Here is a 19131-nt window from a genome sequence, read left to right as displayed (position 1 = left end):
CGTTTACTTTGCGTTAAGTTTCTTTAATGCTGCATTTGCTGCATTTTGTTCTGCCGCTTTTTTAGAATGTCCTTGCCCGGTTCCAAGTACCGTTCCATTGGCACTGACCGTCATCGTATACTGTTTGTCATGCTCTGGGCCTTCATCTGTAACTTCTGTATAACTAATCGCGACTTCTCCACTTTTTTGCAGCAGTTCTTGTAATTCTGTCTTGTGATCCAACAGATGATCGAACCAACCCATGTCCAACTTTGGAAAAACAACTTGTCCAATGAATTGATCGACACCCTTTTTACCCTGATCTTGATACAATGCTCCAATGAAGGATTCAAAGATATCGCACAAAAGAGAAGGTCGCTGTCTTGCATTTGCCTTCTCTTCACCTTTTCCCAACCGAATATACTCATCAAAGTTGCATTCCTTTGCAAATTTGCTAAAGCTGTCTTCACAGACCATGGCTGCACGCAATCGTGAAAGCTTTCCTTCAGGCATCGATGGATATCTTTTGTATAAATACTCGGAAACGCATAGTTGCATCACAGCATCGCCTAAAAATTCAATTCTTTCATAGTATTTTAATTTCTTGCGTGGATGTTCGTTCACATAAGAAGCATGCGTAAATGCCTCGTCAAGCAGTGCAGGATGTTTGAATGTAATTCCAAAATCATTTTTTAATTTCTCAGTCAAACCGATAATCACGTTGTTCTTCTCCTTTTATCATGTCATAGGTTTATTATACCTTTTCCCTGCAAGTCCAACCAACTTCTGCGCTAGAATAGCTTTACTGATTTTGCTCAAAAATTGCACCATGTTAAAGAAGCTCATCGACTTGTAAAGAGGTGCTGTAACCTGCAAGGTAAAGTTAAAGGACTGTGCCAAAATTTGAATTTAGCCTAGTCCCCTAACCCTCTTGCAGTATACAAATTAATGTGTTTTTCTGACAACCCCTGTCCCTGAATCTAAGTGTCAGGCTTTTTTCTGATGGGCTGCAATATATTTAACTACATCGCCTACGGTGGCGAGCCTCTCAGCTTCTTCGTCTGGGATTTCAGAACCAAATGTATCCTCCAACTCAAGTACAAATTCCACAATATCAATTGAGTCTGCATCAAGATCATTTGCAAAGTTCAATGCTGGAGTAATCTGTGCTAAATCAAGTTCAAAACGTTCATGAATAATCTGAGCAATCTTAGTAAAAATTTCTTTTTCAGTCATTTTTTTCCTCCGTTTTTTGAGCTGCTTTTTTTTCTTCCTGCTGTGCAAAATAACTTACCAGCTCTGGGACCATTTCTTCTTTCAGCATCTTATGAATCTGGCGCAAAGTATAATACACCGCTGTACTATCACTTGCGCCATGTGCTTTAACAACTGGTGCTTTCACACCTAATAAAACTGCACCACCATAGCGGGATTGGTCCATTTTATCTTTTAGGCCGCTCAGACTGGATTTAAGCAACAATGCACCTAGCTTACCGACAACTCCGCTTTTCATAATTGTCTCCTTGAGCAGATGAACCATTGCTCCGGCCGCGCCCTCAATTGCCTTAAGGACAGCATTTCCTGTAAATCCATCTGCAACGACGACATCTGCAACGCCCTTCAAAATTGCATTTGCTTCAACATTCCCCACAAAATTCAAGGACTCATCTGCTGAAAGTAAGTGATAAGCTGCTTGTGTTACTTGACTTCCCTTATGCGGCTCTGTGCCATTATTTAACAGTCCAATTCGTGGATTTTCAATTCCACGAACACGTTGGGCATAATATTTCCCTAAAATAGCATATTGATGTAAATGTTCCGGTTTATTTTCAGCGTTTGCCCCGCTATCAAGCAGGTTAAAGGCCCCATCTGTCTGGCCCAGCACTGGCATGGTGGAAAGTAAGCCAGGACGGGTAATTCCTTTGATCCGTCCGACAATTAACAAGCCGGCCGCTAAAAGTGCCCCGGTATTTCCACAAGAAAAGAATGCATCCGCTTGCTGTTCTTTGACGGCTTTAGCTGCCAGTACCATCGAAGAATTTTTCTTTCTGCGAATTGCTCTGACAGGCTCATCGTTCATCACAATTTCTTCGTCAGTATGAACAATTTTAATCCGATCTTCATTTTTAAGATATTTCTTAATCTCATTTTCTTTACCAAATAAGATAAATTCAAGATCGGTGAATTCATCGCGGGCACGTTCAACCCCTGCAACCACCGTTTGCGGGGCATTATCCCCGCCCATTGCATCAACAGCTATTTTCATTTTGTCTACCCATCTCCTCATTTAATCAAAACTCATTCCTGTTACTAAACTGCGTCTCACATACCGATAAAGTTCGCTCTGATTCCCGGTAGTAAACATTGGATCCTTGACAATTTGAGCGGCTTCTTTTTGTGCAACCTGCAGCACATTTAAATTTGCAACCGGATCGCCCAACTTAAAATCGGGAACTCCAGCCTGCTTACTGCCTAAAACATCCCCTTGGCCGCGCAACTCAAGGTCTTTTTGTGCAATTACAAATCCGTCATTTGTTTGAGTCATAACTTTCATTCTGGCGCTTCCGTACTCATTTTTAGGATCTGCTAGCAACAAACAATAAGATTGCTGCGTTCCCCTGCCGACCCGTCCACGCAACTGATGAAGCTGCGCTAAGCCAAAACGGTCTGCATCGAGGATCATCATGACAGTCGCATTTGGAACATCAACCCCGACTTCAATGACAGTTGTTGCCACCAAGACATGCAACTGCTGGGCTTTAAAGGCGCGCATTACTTGTTCTTTTTCCTCACCCTTCATTTTACCATGAAGCAGACCAACATGATATTGCGGCTCTAACCGTTTTTTAGCCTTAAGATAAACCTCTTCGGCGTTTTTAAGATCCATCATCTCTGATTCTGCAATCAGCGGACTAACAATATAGACTTGTGCCCCATTGTCAAGCTGTTTTTCGATAAAAGCATATGCCTGTTCTTGTTGCTTATTTTTCAACCAGATAGTCTCAATTGCCTTACGTCCAGCTGGTAGTTCATCAATTGTAGAAACATCCATTTCACCGTACGTTGTAAGTGCAAGAGTTCGTGGAATTGGAGTAGCCGTCATCATTAGTACATCCGGAGCGTGTCCTTTTTGGCGTAAGATTTGGCGCTGCGAAACTCCAAAGCGGTGCTGCTCATCGGTTACAACTAGCCCCAATTTTTTAAAATTCACATCGTCTTGGATTAGTGCATGGGTTCCAACCACAAGATCAACTTGCCCATTTGCTAGATTTTTAAGCAATTCTTTGCGTTGACTAGCGCGCCCGAGCGTAGCACTCGTCAGTAACGCTAGATTTACATCCAAATCCTTGAAAAGATGGGCAAATTTCTCTGCATGCTGTTGTGCCAGAATCTCGGTTGGAACCATTAACGCAGCTTGGAAGCCCGCAGTCACCGCCGCATAGAGTGCAATTGCAGCCACGATTGTTTTACCTGAGCCTACATCCCCTTGCAACAAACGATTCATATGATAATCATGATGCAGATCTGCACAAATCTCATTAACAACCCTCTTTTGAGCAGCGGTAAGTGTAAATGGCAACTGTGCAATCAAAACTTTTAACTTACTTAAGTCATAGTCGAGCTTGATCCCATCTGCAACTCGATTGTGTTTTTTTAAATATTGAACTTTCACTTGAAAAAGAAAAAATTCCTCAAAAATTCCTGTCCGCCGTGCCAGTTTTGCAGTTGTCGCATTATCTGGAAAATGAATATTGCGCACCATCTCAACACGCGACATCAGTCTGTACTTCTTACGCAAAGCTAGTGGGATTAAATCGACAAGTAATTCATGGTATGCCTGAAAAGCTTCCGCTACTAACTTCTTCACCTGACTTTGTTTGATCTCCTTTGAAGAACGATATACTCCACCAAGTTCATCCTCCGCGGCTGCCGCAAGAATTTTAATGCCCATCAATCTTTGCTTTTTAGCATCCCACTTGCCATAAATCGCCATTTCTTTACCAGTTTCAATCTGCTTAGCAAGATAAGCTTGATTAAAAAAAGTTACCATAATCACTTCATGTTCGATTAAAAGTCTGAAGTTCAAACGATTCTTATTTCTTCCAAAGCGACTCACGACTGGTTCCGAGGCTACAGTCCCTTTTAAAGCAACCTTTTCTTGATCATTAACTTCAGCTAGTTTACGTGCGGCAAAGTCTTCATATCTGAAAGGAAAGGCATTTAACAGATCTTCGATCGTATTGATATTCAATTTGTTCAATGCGACTACCTTTTTGGGGCCTACCCCAGGTAATACGCTGACTGGATCATCAAGTTTTTTCATTTTAGTCACCTCGCAAACAAAAATGCGACAACGTTCGGAAGACTGTGAGCACTGAAACCAAATTGCTCACAGTCACCCGGCTGATTGTCACACTCTTAGCCTTTCGAAAGTCCGATAATTCCAATAAGTTGCTCAGACTCGCAGACACCTTTATTCAACTGAGATTAAATACGGGTAAACTGGTTGGTCACCCTCATGAATTTCGACTTCCAGATCCTCATCCAGCTCTAAGATAGCTGTTTTAAGTTCTTCTGCCTGTTGCGCTGACCCATCTGCTCCGTAAATAATAGTTACAATTTCACTGTCATCATCCAGCATCTCCTTAACCATTGCGAGCGCCGTTTGTTGCTGATTAGGAGCAGTGACCAAAATTTTACCATCGACAATTCCCAAATAGTCGTTTTTCTTGATTGCTTGACCATCAATTGTTGAATCGCGAACAGCAATTGTGACCTGTCCGGATTTGACAGTTGCTAAATCTGCTGTCATTTCTGCTTGATTAGCAGCGAGCGTGTCATCTTGGTTAAAAGAAACAAGTGCCGACATTCCCTGTGCAATTGTCTTGCTTGGAATAACCGCAACTTCGGCATCCACAACTTGAGCCGCCTGTTGTGCAGCAAGCAAAATATTTTTATTATTTGGTAAGATAATTACTTTTTGTGCCTGTGTTTTAGCGATTGCATCAACAATATCCTGGGTACTTGGATTCATCGTTTGCCCGCCATTTAAAACATAAGTCGCACCCAATCCACGGAAAAGTTTAACTAATCCAGCGCCCGAAGCGATGGCGATAACCCCGTAACCGTTATTAGTCGTGTGCGGTTGACTTGCATCCACACTATTGTTTTCTTGATCATGTTCCAAAATAGTTTCGTGCTGCAGCCGCATATTGTCAACCTTTACCTTAATCAGCGAACCAAAATGTTGTCCATAGGCTAAAACCTTACCTGGTTGTTCAGTATGCACATGCACTTTCACAATCTCATCATCAGCAATCACTAACAGTGAGTCTCCAATTTCGCTTAATGCCGTTCGGAATTTTTCATAATCGAACTTTTGATCGACCAACCTTCCGGCACCTAAACGCACCATGATCTCTGTACAATAACCATACCGAATATCTTCTGTGCTCAGCTGACTTTGAACACTCTTATGGTGCTGTGCATTCACCATCTCATCCATCTCTTCAACACTCGGTTGATGCGGGGTTTCCGTCTCTTCTTCGCGCTGATTTCCGGTCAAAACATCAGCGAATCCCTGATAAACAAAAGTTAGTCCTTGCCCACCAGAATCCACCACCCCAACCTCCTTAAGAACAGGAAGCAGTTCCGGGGTTTTAGCTAACGCCTTTTTGGCAGCTTGATAGGCGGCAGTCATGACTGCTGCTGCATCAGTTGTTCTTGCAGCCGCTTGATTAGCAGCCTTGGCAGCTTCACGTGCAACCGTCAAAATAGTGCCTTCAGTCGGTTTCATCACCGCTTTGTAAGCAGACTCTACCCCGGCGGACAGAGCACCTGCAAGATCCGCAGCTGTTAAGACTTCTTTAGCCTCTGTACTCTTATAAAAGCCGCGGAAAATCTGTGATAAAATCACTCCCGAATTACCACGTGCACCCATCAAAAGGCCTTTAGCCAACGCAACCGCAAGTGAGCCGACGCTCTGCGCAGTTGATTCAGAAACATACTTTGCTCCGCTTGCAAACGAAAGACTCATATTCGTTCCTGTGTCTCCATCTGGTACAGGAAAAACATTTAATGAATTGATAAATTCGGCATTTTTATTCAGTCTTTTAGAACTGACCGCAACCATTTTTCTAAATTCAGCGGCAGTTATTTTCGTCACTTTCAACTTTATTTATCCTCCTTGGTCCCCAACAACAGCCAGCTTATTCCTCAATTACTCGTACACCCTGTACAAAAACATTTACAGAACTGGCCGTTATCCCGAGCATGGTTTCCAAATTATATTTGACTTTGTCTTGAACGTTACGGCAGACCTCGGAAATCTTTGTTCCATAACCTACAATAATATAAACATCAACCGCGACGCCAGCATCTTCCTGACGAACAACTACTCCCTTTGAATAATTATCTCGTTTTAAAATTTCGTTAAGGTTATCACGAATTTGATTTTTGCTAGCCATGCCGACTATTCCAAAAATTTCGGTTGCAGCACCACCTACAACCGTCGCAATTACATCATTATTAATATCAATGTTTCCGAACTGCGTTTTGATTTTTACAGCCATAAAATACAGCCTCCTTAATTAGCACAATCGTCAACAACATTTTAGCATAAATTACAATAAACCACTATACCGCAGACATCGCCCGATTTCAACGCAGACGAAGCCGACGCGGATTAGTAACTGCCAAGTTAATTTACTTTACAGAAAAATCTTGCATTCAAAACTGAATTATGATAACTTAGTCAAGTGAGTTAACAGCAGCTGTATTTTTAATCCTAGCAACAAAGGAGGAATAACAATGGCAAAAGACTTTATTACTGGCCGCAAAACAACTTTCGGCAAAAAGCGTTCACATGCTTTGAACCAAACGAGTCGCTCATGGAAACCAAATCTGCAAAAAGTAAGAATTTTGGTTGACGGCAAGCCTAAAAGAGTTTGGGTATCAGCTCGAGCATTGAAATCGGGCAAAGTAACACGCGTATAATTACTAAAGACTCGTTTTGCGAGTCTTTTTTTGTTTCTAAATTAACGGACTGCTGGGTGCTTAACGATTATTGTTAATCTTTGCTTTGAATGACACACACAACCCCGCTGCTGAAACTGAATTTTCCAGTCTCGCCAATAAACTCATTGCTGGCTAATGAAATTGGATGCGTAAAATCAGTCTGACTTAACCGATATTTTTCATCAAAGAGCTCCAGTGCTTTCACTGCTGTCAGTGGAATAAACGCCAGATACTTCTTATCTTCTTCTTTTTTCAGCCAATGCACTCCTGGTTTAAAAAAACGAACGGTATTAAAGCGATCATAGAGATAAATTTTTTCAAGAAACTGATCAAAGGGGGGCCGCAGCACGCAAAACAAGTTTGCTAGGAAATGATCTAAACGACCACCCGTCGCACCGTAAATATTAATCCGCTCGCAATCAAACTGCTTAAAAATCAACTTAAGTGCCAACTCGGTATCCGTATCATCTTTCTGTGCCTTTGCAGTCACCACCTGCTGACTGTTAGCAAAAACGAGTTTTCTTTCAGCGGGTGATGAAGAATCAAAATCTCCAATCGCTAATGCTGGCTTAATCCCCTGCTTGACTAGCCGTAAAGCACCCCGATCTGCACCTACCCAAAGAGCTGCTTTTTGATCCTCAAAAAGCTGTTCCGGCCATTCACAGACCGGTCCACCAACTAATAAATTGATAATCATCTTACTCACCCGTCACTTTATGTAATAATTTGACCTGCGCAGCCGGTGATTGACTCTCAAAAACAAACGACCCCGCAACTGCCACGGTCGCACCGCGCGCTTGACACAGGACACTTGTTTTCTCATCAATACCACCATCAACCTCGATTTCAAAAGTCAATCCTTGAGCTTTCTTCAAGGTCGCTAATTGAGCTATTTTATCCAAAGTCTCAGGAATAAACTTCTGTCCGCCGAATCCAGGATTAACTGTCATAATTAAAACAGCATCCACTACTGGCAATAACTCTTGCAGCACACTGATCGGCGTCCCCGGATTTAAGACCACTTCCGCTTTGCATCCAGCCTGATGAATCAATTGTACCATCCGATAAATATGGGGGGTAGCCTCGTAATGTACGCCGATGATCTGTACGCCTGCCTCAGCCAACGGTGAGATGTAATCTTCAGGACGACTGACCATCAGATGGCAGTCGAATATTAAGCTAGAATTTGGTCTCAAGGCTTTAATTAACGGAACCCCAAAAGAAAGATTAGGAACAAAGTGACCATCCATCACATCCAGATGAAGATATTCCGCACCCGCATCTTCGACAATTTTTATGTCGCGTTGTAAATTAGCAAAATCTGCACTCAAAATTGAAGGAGCAATTTTCATTTTATAACACCTCATTTATGATTTACGATATTTTGACTTCTGTGAACTGATATCTTTTTGAAACTGTACATAATTCAAGTAACGACTTTCTAGGATCTCTCCAGCTGCAACTGCGGCTTTAACGGCACACCCAGGTTCATTAAGATGCAAACAACTTCTGAATTTACAGGTTGCACTGTAAGCTCGTAGTTCTGGAAAGAAGCCGCCCAGTTGTTCCTTGGTAACATCCAGCAGGTCAAAAGAAGAAAAACCAGGAGTATCAGCAATTAAGGTCCCGGCTAAAGGAAATAGTGCTGTCTTGCGAGTCGTGTGCTTGCCCCGGCTCAACGCCTTTGACACGACCCCGGTTTCTAATTCAAGTTCCGGCTTCAAGTCATTGAGCAATGTCGATTTTCCTGCTCCTGTCTGCCCCATCACAACTCCCAATTGTCCTGCCAATCCTGCAAAAAGTTCAGTTGGTGCCGGTGCTGGTGACATAAAGCATTTGTAATAAACCGCATAGGCAGCAATTAACTTTGTTAGCTTGTGCTTTTCCGCCGTATTTAAAAGATCAATTTTAGAAAAATACAGTAACGGTGTAATCTTATTTTTTTCAAGCATCACTAATTGCCGATCCAATAAATTAGTTGATAAAACCGGCTCCTTAACCGCGGTCACCACAATCGCAAAATCAACATTTGCAACTGGCGGCCTTACTAGCCGATTCTTCCGTGCAGCAATTTTTAAAATATAGCCCTCTGTTTGACTATCTGCCTTAAATTCAACCCAATCGCCCACTAAGGGAGTCTGGTTTTTCTTCCGAAAATTGCCACGTGCTCTAGTCCGATAGATCAGTCCATCAACTTCAATGTCGTAATATCCGCTTAAAGACTGTCGAATTTGTCCTGCTACCACCCCAACGCCTCCTTCTAATCCTTGCAACTTTGTATCGCTAATTTCCACTATCTTTAATATTATCTTTTTCAGCAACAACCTGACCATCGCGTACAACCTTATACTTTCCCGTTGCAGACCCATCCAAAGTAAACGGTAAAGAAATCTCCGTGTCACGTGCAATCGTCAGCGTTTGATACACCGAACTAAAACTGTGATTTTTATCTTGAAGATAAATTTCAATTTTATTCGTTGTACTTTGCTGTGCTCCAGTACTTGTAGAATTTGCATTATTAGCATATGGCAAAGTCACATTAACAGCAAACGTCTTTTCTTGCGAGCTGCTTGAAGCACTACTACTGCTGGAAGAGCTTGTTGTATTTGCTGCTAGTGTAACTTGTAAAACATCCCCGCTTTGAACGGGAGAACCCACCGCAGGATCTTGTGCAATTACTAAACCTGCTGTTGAGTCACTTGAACTTTCCTTTTTGACTTTCAAAACAAGCCCTAATTCGTTAGCGTAGTCCCGCACACTTTTTTCTGTATAGCCGGTTAAATCTCTTAAATAGGACTGTCCTGCTCCAGAACTAACTGTAAAAGTCACAGTTGTCTGATCCCAGACGACCTTTTTATTTTTAGAAAGCGTCTGATCTAGAATCTCGCCCTTAGCGACAGTATTAGAATACTCATTTTGTTTTAAAACTGTCACACCTTTTGCCTCAAGCTTTTTCTTGACAGTCGCATAAGACTGCCCGGTATAATCACCAAATTTAAATTTCTCTGGCCCCTTGGACAAAACAAGCGAAACTTGTGAATTTTCACGAACATTCGTTGCTTCTTCTGGTGTTGAGGAGATCACTTGTCCTTGATAATACTTATCATTATTTTGATAAGAGACCTTTCCAACCTTTAGATTACGATCTGAAAGGACCCCCTTAGCCTCTGCCTTAGTCATTCCCCTCAAATCAGGAATACTGACATTATGCGGACTTAAAGCAAACGATAGCGCTGCAAAAATTACCAGCAAAAGTATAAAACAGATGCCACCCCAAAAAAGCCATTTCTTTTTGGTACTCCATTTTTTGGTCTTGGTCTCTGGCTTTTTTTCCGGTACAGTTGGTTTCTTTTTTTGGACTTTAGTTGCTATTTTAAGCGGTTCAAGGACCTTTGTCTCGTCATCCAAGGTTTCAAACGGGTGCCATTTAGGCTCGGTCGCACGCGTTGCAGAAAGTGTTGTACGCAAGTCCGCTGCCATTTCAGCCACCGTTTGATAACGTTCTCTCAGATTCTTAGCAGTTGCACGTAAAACAACATTTTCGAGCGGCTGTGGAATACTGTGGTCAAAGGCGCGCACTGACGGCATCTCATTTTGAAAATGTTTGAGTGCGATGGAAACAGCGGTCTCCCCTTGATATGGGACACGCCCTGTCAGCATCTCAAATAAAATAATTCCCAGAGAATAAATGTCTGATTGTTTGGTTACTAAACTACCTCGCGCCTGTTCAGGAGAAAGATAATGAACCGAGCCCATGAGGGTATTCGTCTGTGTCAACGAATATTCGGAAGTCGCAAGTGCAATTCCAAAATCGGTAATCTTGACTTGACCTTGTTCATTGATCAAAATATTTTGTGGTTTAAGGTCACGATGAATAATATCATGGGCATGCGCCTCAGATACGGCTGAAAGGATTTGTTCCATAATTCCGATAACCCGCGAATATGCAAATGGAAAGTTTTGTGCGATATACTCTTTTAAATCCATGCCTTCCACATATTCCATTATTAAATACTGCATGCCATTGTCTTCGCCAAGGTCATAAATACTAACAATATTGGGATGGGCAAGTTCAGTTAAAGAAATTGCCTCACGTTTAAAGCGCCGAATTGCTGCCGGATTATCCCGCAGATCAAGTCGCATTAATTTAACTGCGACTTCACGTTTTAAAATGAGATCAAAGGCAAGGTAGACATTCGCCATGCCACCTTCACCCAAGCTCTTTTTTATTTTATACCGACCGCTCAGTACATATCCTGCTTTCATCGCGGTTTCACCTCACCGTGCGTTGCGGCTCGTGCAAGCAAAAGCGTAATATTATCACTCCCGCCAGCTTTATTTGCCTGTGCAATCAATAACTGGCATTTTTCATCAAGCTGCGCATCACTTTGCAAGACTTTTTCAATTTCTGCATCTTCAAGCATATTGGTCAATCCATCTGTACACAGCAACAGCATATCTGTAGATTGTAATTCAATTACTTTTTCATCCAAAGTTGCATTGCCAGAAACACCAAGTGTGCGTGTTACAATGTTTTTTTGCGGATGATGTTTTGCTTCTTCTGAACTGATTTGTCCGCGTTTAAGCAGTTCATTGACTAATGAATGATCTTCTGTAACTTGGATCAGCTCATTTTTGCGCAGCAAATACCCCCGGCTGTCCCCAATATTAGCTAACAAAAATTCTGTACCGAAAAAAAGAGCACAAACCAGTGTGGTTCCCATGCCGTTCAAATCCTCATATTGCTGGGCACGTTCCAAAATCAGTGTGTTTTCACGATTGACTTCTTCAACCAACCAGCGGGCACCTTCTTGGAGAGTGGAAAAGGTCGTTTCTTCGAATCTGAAACCTAGATGTGAAACAGCCATTTCAGAAGCCACATCGCCTCCTTTATGGCCCCCAAGTCCGTCTGCAACGACTGCAAACTGAATTTCTTGCTTATTTTGGAAAACGCCGACATAATCTTCATTACGCTTACGAATTTTCCCAATGTCGCTTTGATATGCAAAAATCATTTAGTTCATCTCCACCGTCTTTTTCCTGCGCAATGTTGCAATAAAGAAACCATCGGAATTGTACTCATCCGGATAAATCGTCAATGCCAACTGCCCAGCCTTTTTTACAGGCAGACTAGTCGTTGTCTCAAGCTGTTCAAATTCAGGATGTTTTTTCAAAAAGAGCGTGATCACATCTTGGTTTTCAGTTTTTAAAATAGTACATGTACTGTAGGTAAGCTTACCCCCTGCTGCTACTAAAGGTGCGACGCTTTCCAAAATTTCAAGCTGGATCTGCTGCAGGTTAACTGAATCTTGTGGGCTTTTTTCATACCGAATCTCAGGTTTGCGTCGTAGCAGACCTATCCCAGAACATGGTGCATCCACTAAAACCTGTGCAAAACTTTGTGCCGCAAATCTTGTTCCAGCCGCACGTGCATCGAGTGTCACTGCTTTTACTTTAGCAGAAAAATCACATTTTTTGGCATTTTCTTTAATTAATTCAACTTTATGCCGATGAATATCAAGCGCTGTGACCTGTCCGGTAGTTAACTCATCAGCAATCTGCATCGTTTTACCACCGGGAGCGGCACAGGCGTCTAGAACCTGCTCCGTTCCTGATAGTTGCATGGAATCAACAACCAAAGCTGCACTTTCGTCTTGCAGCATGAGCTTGCCTGTCTGAAAAAGAGGACTATCAAGTACATGCCCTTTTTTTAGCAGCAAACTTCCTGTAAAAACTGCGCTTTGTTCAACTTCAAAGCCCGCTGCCATAAGCTGTTTTTTTGCTGCCGCGACAGTGATCCGTGACTGATTAACTCGCACAGCACCATGCGGAATTTGCGCCAACGAAGATAAAATTTTAATAGTCTTCTTGTCTCCAACCTGCTGCTGCAAACGGTTAATTATCCATTCTGGAACACTATAAACGATGCTAAGTCGCTTTGTAGGTTGCTGTAGCTCCTCAAAATTGCGTACACCTGTCCGCAAAATTGCATGCAAAACACCTGTCACAAATTTTCGCACACCATCGTGTCCCTTGCTTTTGGCAATTTCAATGGCTTCATTCAAAACTGCACGTGCAGGGATTTTATCCAAATATTGCAATTGGTACAAAGAAACCAGCAAAAGCTGTTGTACCCAAGGCTCCAGTTTTTTACCTTTAATAAAAGGTTCAAGCCAATATTCAAGCGTCAACCGATGCTGTAGGACACCATAAACCAGCCTAGTCAGCAAATTACCGTCAACTCGTGACAACTGTTTTTTTTGCAGTGCCTGATTCAATAAGATATTTGAATAGGCATTTTCACGTACAATCCGTGTTAAAATTTCAACGGCTAATAAACGGGCCGTTGGTTTTGTTATTCTTTTTAAGGGCTTATTATTCATCTGTAATTATCCTCTGACCAGTCTTGATTCCTTGACCCTGACCATTCAAGTAAGCGCTGATATTCATTTTGGGTTTGCCTGCCGGTTGCAAAACTTCAAGTTGATAAACTGTTCCTTTAGCCGCTGCCACTTTTAAGTGCTTCTTATCAACTTCAACTACAAAACCCGCGGCCAGTGTTGTTTTTTCAGTCAGTGGTTTAATTTGCCAAAGCTTTGTTCGTTTCCCTAGGAATTGCTTAAAATATGCCCCTGGTTGTGGCCGAAGTGCCCGGATTTTCCAATCTAACTCAACTGCTGTTTGTTGCAAACTCAGTGTTTCTTGTTCTGGTCTAATCACAGGAGAAAAAGTAACCTGATCTTCAGCTTGAGGCACGGCCTCAATTTCCCCCTGCAATAACTTAGGCAGAGTTTCCAGCAAAAGCGTCCGACCTAGCACACTCATTTTGGCAAAAATTGTTCCAGTATCATCTGTGGCACCAATTGGCAATTTTGCTTGCGCCAACATTGCACCTGCGTCCATTTTCTTAACCATATAAATTAAGGTCACCCCAGTCAGCGAATCCCCATTCATGATTGCATATTGAACCGGCGCACCACCGCGATACTTGGGTAACAGTGAACCATGAACATTCACTGCTCCAACTTTGGCTGCAGCAATGAGTGCGTCAGGTAGAAATTGTCCAAATGCAGCCGTAATGATTAAATCTGGAGCAAGTTCAATAACTGCTGCCATTTCTGGACTACCACTAATTTTTTGTGGTTGTAGTACTCGAATTCCATGTTTCAATGCAACTGCTTTAACTGGGGGATGTGTTAAAACACGCTTGCGGCCAGTCAATCGATCAGGTTGAGTGACCACCGCCTTAATATCATAATCAGCTTCCACTAGTCCTTCCAAGATAGTTGCTGCAAACTGCGGGGTTCCCATAAAAACAACAGAGGTCATCGATATCATCATTCCTTTTCTTAAATAAAATTCAGTGGTTCGCGATCAATCGTCAGCAGCACGCCAGTTCTTTCGGAACGTTGACTCTTTTGCAATAATTCACTAAGACATGCTGCCAGCCCAGGTTCTTTTTTATACTTAATAATCAATTGATAATAATAGCGCTTATTAATACGCATGATTGCTTTAGGGGTTGGTCCTAGAATAACTGCACTACTACTGAGCGCCGTTTTAAGGGTTTTATAAGTCTCAAAAATTTTCTTAGCTGCTTGACTTTCAGCTGGTGCACTGGCAGTTACTTGAATCGTAAAATAATATGGCGGATAGCCTCCCCGATGCCGAATATCCATCTCACGCATAAAAAACTGTTCATAATCTTGCTTTTGTGCCAACAATAAAGCATAGTGTTCAGGATTATATGTCTGAATAATAACCTTGCCTTCTTTTTGTGCACGCCCTGCTCTTCCACTGACTTGTGTAAGTAGTTGAAAGGTTCGTTCACTTGCACGAAAATCGGCAAGCCCCAGAGCAGTATCCGCATTTAAGACCCCTACTAAAGTAACATCCGGATAGTCAAGCCCCTTTGCAATCATCTGTGTTCCTAGCAAAATATCCGCTTTTCGTTCACCAAATTCTCTGAGGATTCGGGCATGCGCCCCTTTTCTTTTGGTTGTATCAACATCCATTCTTAAGATTCTGGCCTGTGGAAAAAGCTGTGTCAATTCTTGTTCAACTTTCTGGGTTCCCGTCCCATAGTATCTAATTTGGCGACTACCACAAGACGGACAAACATGCGGAATTGCTTCTTCATGTCCGCAATAATGGCACTTCATTGAGTGTGTGTCAAGATGAAAAGTCAACGAAATATCACAGTTGGGACAATTCAGTACATAACCGCAATCCCGGCACATCATAAACGAAGAATATCCGCGCCGGTTAAGCATTAAAATAACCTGTTCCTTTTTGGCAAGTCGTATTTCGACCGCATCAATCAAAGCTTGCGAAAAATCCGGGAAACGAGTTTTCTTGGCTTCTTGCCGCATATCTATCAGTGACACTTGGGGCAGCGGCTTATTATTAATCCGCTGCGGCAGCTTCAACCAGCGATAGACACCCTTTTGCGCACGAGCACGCGATTCAAGCGAGGGTGTAGCACTCCCCAAAACTACAGGACAACTGTGAAAATCAGCACGCCATTTTGCCACATCGCGTGCATGATAACGCGGCATTTTTTCCTGCTTATAACTAGATTCATGCTCTTCATCTATGATGATCACCCCAAGCCTTTTTAAAGGTGCAAAGACCGCAGAACGGGCCCCCACCACGACGGTTGCTTGTCCTTCTTTGATTCTACGCCATTCATCAAAACGTTCGCCATCTGAAAGGCCGCTATGCAAAAGTGCAACCTGCGTCCCAAAGCGTCCCACGACTCGCTTAACCATTTGCGGAGTCAACGAAATTTCCGGAACCAGCATCAAGGCTGTTTTCTTTTGGGCAAGCGCATGCGCAATGATCTGCAGGTAAACTTCTGTTTTGCCGCTTCCAGTGACGCCTTCAAGTAAAAAAGTAGTTGGTTGCTGTTGGTCAATTTGCGCAATAACTGCAGCAACCGCGGCTGCTTGTGCTGGGGTTAGATGTCGCGGAACTGTGCGTTTAACGTTCAATTGCCTAACTGGATTGCGATATTGAACCTGCTTAAAACGGGTGATCCAGCCTTTTTTTTCAGCATTCCGGAAAGTTTCAGGAGAAAGTGCCAGCTTCTTTTCCAGTAGTCCTTGCTGCATCGCTTGTGGATGCTGCGATAAATAAGTTAGAAGTGTGTGTAAGTTACGTGCATTTGCACGCAGCTTGCTGACCGCCTGCTCCAATTCAGCTTTATCAAGCGCAGCTTTGATAAAGCTGACCTGTTTAGCCTGCAGACGATCATTTACCACATAGTTTAATTTAAGCATGCCAGTCCGCCGTGCAGTTAGCAGTTGTGAGCGTAATGGTTCTGCAACCTTTTGCTCATCAAAAAGTTTTTTGGTGTGCGCCCCAAAAAAAGCGCGTACAGCTTCTGGAACATTGAACTTATTAGTCAACTCTAGCTCTTTGCTATATTTAGCTCGGAGTGCGCTGGGAATCATCACCTGCAAACAACTGATTAAAAATGAAAAAGTCGTCTGTGCCAACCACGGTCCCAAGGCAAGCGCTTCAGCGTCTAAAACCGGTTCAAGATCAGTTAAGGCCTCAATCTCTTTGAGTTCTCCTGCAAAAGAAGCCTGTGAAAAAACACGCATTACAAAACCTTGTACCAACCGACTGCCGCGTCCAAATGGCACAATTACGCGCATTCCAGGACTCAATTCATTTTCAAAATTGTGCTTCACTTTATAAGTATAAGGCTGATTAGTTTGCATTGTTGGAACATCAACAATCACTTCCGCATACTGTGCGATTGCCAGCACCTCCTTTTATTGTGAAAGTAGCACATCAAAAATCTGTGCGGCGATTTCTTCTTTGGTAGTTTTTTTAACTAATAACGGCTTTTGGTGCGGTCGCAGAAAAGTTACTTCATTTTGGTTACTTCCAAAACCGATGTCGCTACGCGAAACATCATTAGCAACTAGCAAATCAACCCGTTTTTTAACCATTTTTTTGGCTGCATTTTGCACTAACTGCTGCGTTTCTGCCGCAAACCCGACTAACAACTGCTGTTTCTTTTTAGCTCCAAGTCCTAAAAGAATATCTGGATTTTCGACCAATTGTAATGCCAAAGTTGTGTCCCTTTTTTTGATTTTTTGTGCTGCCGGTTTTGCTGCGCGGTAATCCGAGACAGCTGCTGCCATAATCACGATATCCATTTTTGAATAATAAGTCTCAACTGCCTTAGCCATTTCTAGCGCTGTTTGAACTGCAATAACTTTGGCCCCAAAAGGTGGCTTTAACTGTGTAGGGGCGGAGATCAAGATCACCGTCGCACCACGTAAAAGCGCATTCTCAGCGAGCGCATAGCCCATTTTCCCGGATGAACGATTCGTAAGATAGCGGACAGGGTCTAATGGCTCAATTGTCCCACCGGCAGTAATGAGCACCTGTTTATTCTTCAGGTCCTGTTTTTGGCTTATTCGCGTGTAGTTAAATGTGAGCCACTCAACTACCTGTTCGATTTCTGGTAACCTACCCTTGCCCGTATATCCTTCAGCCAAAAAACCAGTCGCTGGCTCTAATACACAAATGCCGTCTTCCATAAGTTGTTTCAGATTCCTTTGAGTTGCAGGATTGTAGTACATTTGATCATTCATTGCAGGAACAACAAACTTCGGACAAGCTGAAGCTAAAAGCGCCGAACTGACAAAGTCATCTGCAATTCCAGTGGCCATTTTTGCAATCAGATTAGCCGTTGCAGGGATAACGACTGCTAGATCAGACCACACTGCCAGTTCAATATGCGGGACAATTTCAGCACTATTTTCCCCATCAATATAGACCGGATTTTGACTAAGAGTTTGAAAGGTCAAGGGGGTCACAAAGGCACATGCACTCTTAGTCAGTGCTACCTTGACTTGTGCTCCCTTTTTAATCATTTCGCGCACAAAGAATGCCGCTTTATAGGCTGCAATCCCACCAGTCACATAGACTGCCACATGTTGATTTTTCACTGTGTCGCCTCCAGTATCTAATAATCATATTGTAACAATTTTAGCAGCAAAAAACACAACAAAAAAGAGATCAGCTAGATTACACTTCACAACCGTAATAAAGTTGTCTCTGTGCTCAACCAGGATCTCCAGTTATCTTATGCGTTTTTACGCAACCAATTAAACTTTTTCGTGTTCGTTCGGATCAATTATCAAATCATCCGCAACGACTTCCTCTAGTGCTTTCCCAACATTTTTAACTGATTCATACTTATTCAGCATTGGAACAGCGCCGCCATCAAGTTCGTGCGCACGTTTACTTGCAAGCATTACCAATGAGTAACGCGAATCGACTCTTTTCAATAGATCATCGACTGAAGGATATAAAATCATTTCAAAACATCTCCTAACTGTTTCTTGTAATCTGGTAAAAATCTTTTCACACGCCAACGTTCAGCACGAATGATAGTTTTGATCTTTTCGACTGCTGCCGGGATTTCATCGTTGACTACCGCATAATCGTAGTTTTGCATCATTTCAATCTCGCCAACAGCTTTTTTCATCCGCTTATCAATCGTTGCTAAATCATCGGTGCCGCGCTCGATAATCCGATGCCTCAACTCCATCAAATCTGGGGGGGTTAAGAAAATAAACAAGCCGTCAGTACATTTTTCACGAACCTGCATTGCCCCTCTGACTTCAATTTCAAGGAAAACGTCTTTACCACTATCAAGCATCTCATTAACATATTTTAACGGTGTCCCGTAATAATTGTCAACATAACGCGCATACTCCAGCATGCCTCCGGTTGCGATTTCTTTTTCAAATTCATCTTTGGAAACAAAGAAATAATCCTTTCCGTCTACTTCTCCTGGTCTCTTCTTTCTGGTGGTCATCGAGATCGAATAATGGAATTTGTTATCATCTTGTTCAAAAATGGCCTTCCTAATGGTTCCTTTACCTACTCCAGAAGGTCCAGATAATACGATCAGCATTCCGCGTTTAGACATGTCTGCAAATTCTCCTCTAAAATAATGTATTAACTCAATAATGTACTTTTTTGAATCTTTTTTCAAGCCTCTCTCTTCAAAAAATAATTATTCTCGGATAAAAAAATAAAATCACGCTTGCAATTGCGAACAAATGTTCTATAATGAATTTATCGAACAAATGTTCTTAAAAAGGA

The 19131-nt window shown here is 42.4% G+C and carries 18 protein-coding genes; 1 reads left to right on the top strand and 17 read right to left on the bottom strand.

All coding sequences use genetic code 11. The features are described from left to right. Positions 1–3 precede the first annotated feature (3 nt). The 6 genes from rnc to FD50_RS02145 form a co-directional block, all read right to left on the bottom strand. On the bottom strand, positions 4–699 hold the full coding sequence (rnc, locus tag FD50_RS02170) for a ribonuclease III (RefSeq protein WP_054757322.1): 696 nt from the start codon (positions 697–699) through the stop codon (positions 4–6). Between the two features lie 267 nt (positions 700–966). Further along, positions 967–1215 (bottom strand): acyl carrier protein, encoded by a 249-nt coding sequence (gene acpP / locus FD50_RS02165; RefSeq protein WP_054757321.1) that lies wholly within the window; start codon positions 1213–1215, stop codon positions 967–969. Continuing rightward, the gene (plsX, locus tag FD50_RS02160; RefSeq protein WP_056959964.1) at positions 1208–2245 is read right to left on the bottom strand and encodes a phosphate acyltransferase PlsX; all 1038 of its coding nucleotides are present in this window, start codon (positions 2243–2245) and stop codon (positions 1208–1210) included. The genes acpP and plsX overlap by 8 nt, the downstream gene beginning before the upstream one ends. Positions 2246–2266: 21 nt before the next feature. Beyond that, positions 2267–4303, bottom strand: a complete 2037-nt coding sequence (gene recG / locus FD50_RS02155; RefSeq protein ID WP_056959963.1) for an ATP-dependent DNA helicase RecG — start codon at positions 4301–4303, stop codon at positions 2267–2269. 150 nt (positions 4304–4453) lie between these two features. Continuing rightward, positions 4454–6151, bottom strand: a complete 1698-nt coding sequence (locus FD50_RS02150) for a DAK2 domain-containing protein (RefSeq protein WP_056959961.1) — start codon at positions 6149–6151, stop codon at positions 4454–4456. Between the two features lie 37 nt (positions 6152–6188). Beyond that, entirely contained in the window at positions 6189–6551 is a 363-nt protein-coding gene (locus FD50_RS02145; RefSeq protein ID WP_054757319.1) for an Asp23/Gls24 family envelope stress response protein, read from the bottom strand. 238 nt (positions 6552–6789) lie between these two features. On the opposite strand from FD50_RS02145, the gene rpmB reads away from it, so the two are divergent. Next, on the top strand, positions 6790–6975 hold the full coding sequence (gene rpmB / locus FD50_RS02140) for a 50S ribosomal protein L28 (protein WP_056959959.1): 186 nt from the start codon (positions 6790–6792) through the stop codon (positions 6973–6975). A gap of 73 nt (positions 6976–7048) precedes the next feature. Here rpmB and FD50_RS02135 read toward each other — a convergent pair whose 3' ends face one another. The 11 genes from FD50_RS02135 to gmk all read right to left on the bottom strand — a co-directional run bounded on the left by FD50_RS02135 (position 7049) and on the right by gmk (position 18955). Further along, positions 7049–7693 (bottom strand): thiamine diphosphokinase, encoded by a 645-nt coding sequence (locus FD50_RS02135; protein ID WP_056959956.1) that lies wholly within the window; start codon positions 7691–7693, stop codon positions 7049–7051. Between the two features lies 1 nt (position 7694). Further along, positions 7695–8348 (bottom strand): ribulose-phosphate 3-epimerase, encoded by a 654-nt coding sequence (rpe, locus tag FD50_RS02130; RefSeq protein WP_056959953.1) that lies wholly within the window; start codon positions 8346–8348, stop codon positions 7695–7697. A 15-nt stretch (positions 8349–8363) separates the two neighbouring features. Beyond that, complete coding sequence (rsgA, locus tag FD50_RS02125; protein ID WP_056959951.1) at positions 8364–9242, bottom strand: ribosome small subunit-dependent GTPase A; 879 nt, start codon at positions 9240–9242, stop codon at positions 8364–8366. A 37-nt stretch (positions 9243–9279) separates the two neighbouring features. After that, complete coding sequence (gene pknB / locus FD50_RS02120; RefSeq protein ID WP_056959949.1) at positions 9280–11262, bottom strand: Stk1 family PASTA domain-containing Ser/Thr kinase; 1983 nt, start codon at positions 11260–11262, stop codon at positions 9280–9282. Further along, entirely contained in the window at positions 11259–12011 is a 753-nt protein-coding gene (locus FD50_RS02115; RefSeq protein ID WP_056959947.1) for a Stp1/IreP family PP2C-type Ser/Thr phosphatase, read from the bottom strand. Before FD50_RS02115 ends, pknB begins: the two co-directional genes overlap by 4 nt. Continuing rightward, a complete protein-coding gene (rsmB, locus tag FD50_RS02110) occupies positions 12012–13379 on the bottom strand; it encodes a 16S rRNA (cytosine(967)-C(5))-methyltransferase RsmB (protein ID WP_056959944.1) in 1368 nt (455 codons plus the stop codon). It lies immediately after the preceding gene. Then, positions 13372–14325 carry a methionyl-tRNA formyltransferase gene (gene fmt, locus FD50_RS02105; RefSeq protein WP_056959942.1) on the bottom strand — a complete coding sequence of 318 codons (954 nt, stop codon included), beginning with the start codon at positions 14323–14325 and terminating at the stop codon, positions 13372–13374. The genes rsmB and fmt overlap by 8 nt, the downstream gene beginning before the upstream one ends. A gap of 20 nt (positions 14326–14345) precedes the next feature. After that, positions 14346–16763, bottom strand: coding sequence for a primosomal protein N' (priA, locus tag FD50_RS02100; RefSeq protein ID WP_056960113.1), 2418 nt, complete (start codon positions 16761–16763; stop codon positions 14346–14348). 15 nt (positions 16764–16778) lie between these two features. After that, positions 16779–17966 (bottom strand): bifunctional phosphopantothenoylcysteine decarboxylase/phosphopantothenate--cysteine ligase CoaBC, encoded by a 1188-nt coding sequence (coaBC, locus tag FD50_RS02095; RefSeq protein WP_056959940.1) that lies wholly within the window; start codon positions 17964–17966, stop codon positions 16779–16781. Between the two features lie 159 nt (positions 17967–18125). Continuing rightward, on the bottom strand, positions 18126–18338 hold the full coding sequence (gene rpoZ / locus FD50_RS02090; protein ID WP_054757316.1) for a DNA-directed RNA polymerase subunit omega: 213 nt from the start codon (positions 18336–18338) through the stop codon (positions 18126–18128). Then, the gene (gmk, locus tag FD50_RS02085; RefSeq protein WP_056959938.1) at positions 18335–18955 is read right to left on the bottom strand and encodes a guanylate kinase; all 621 of its coding nucleotides are present in this window, start codon (positions 18953–18955) and stop codon (positions 18335–18337) included. The genes rpoZ and gmk overlap by 4 nt, the downstream gene beginning before the upstream one ends. Between the last annotated feature and the right edge of the window lie 176 nt (positions 18956–19131).

The organism is Liquorilactobacillus satsumensis DSM 16230 = JCM 12392 (assembly GCF_001435195.1).
Taxonomy (GTDB): domain Bacteria; phylum Bacillota; class Bacilli; order Lactobacillales; family Lactobacillaceae; genus Liquorilactobacillus; species Liquorilactobacillus satsumensis.
This window is presented reverse-complemented; position numbering and strand designations above follow the sequence as displayed.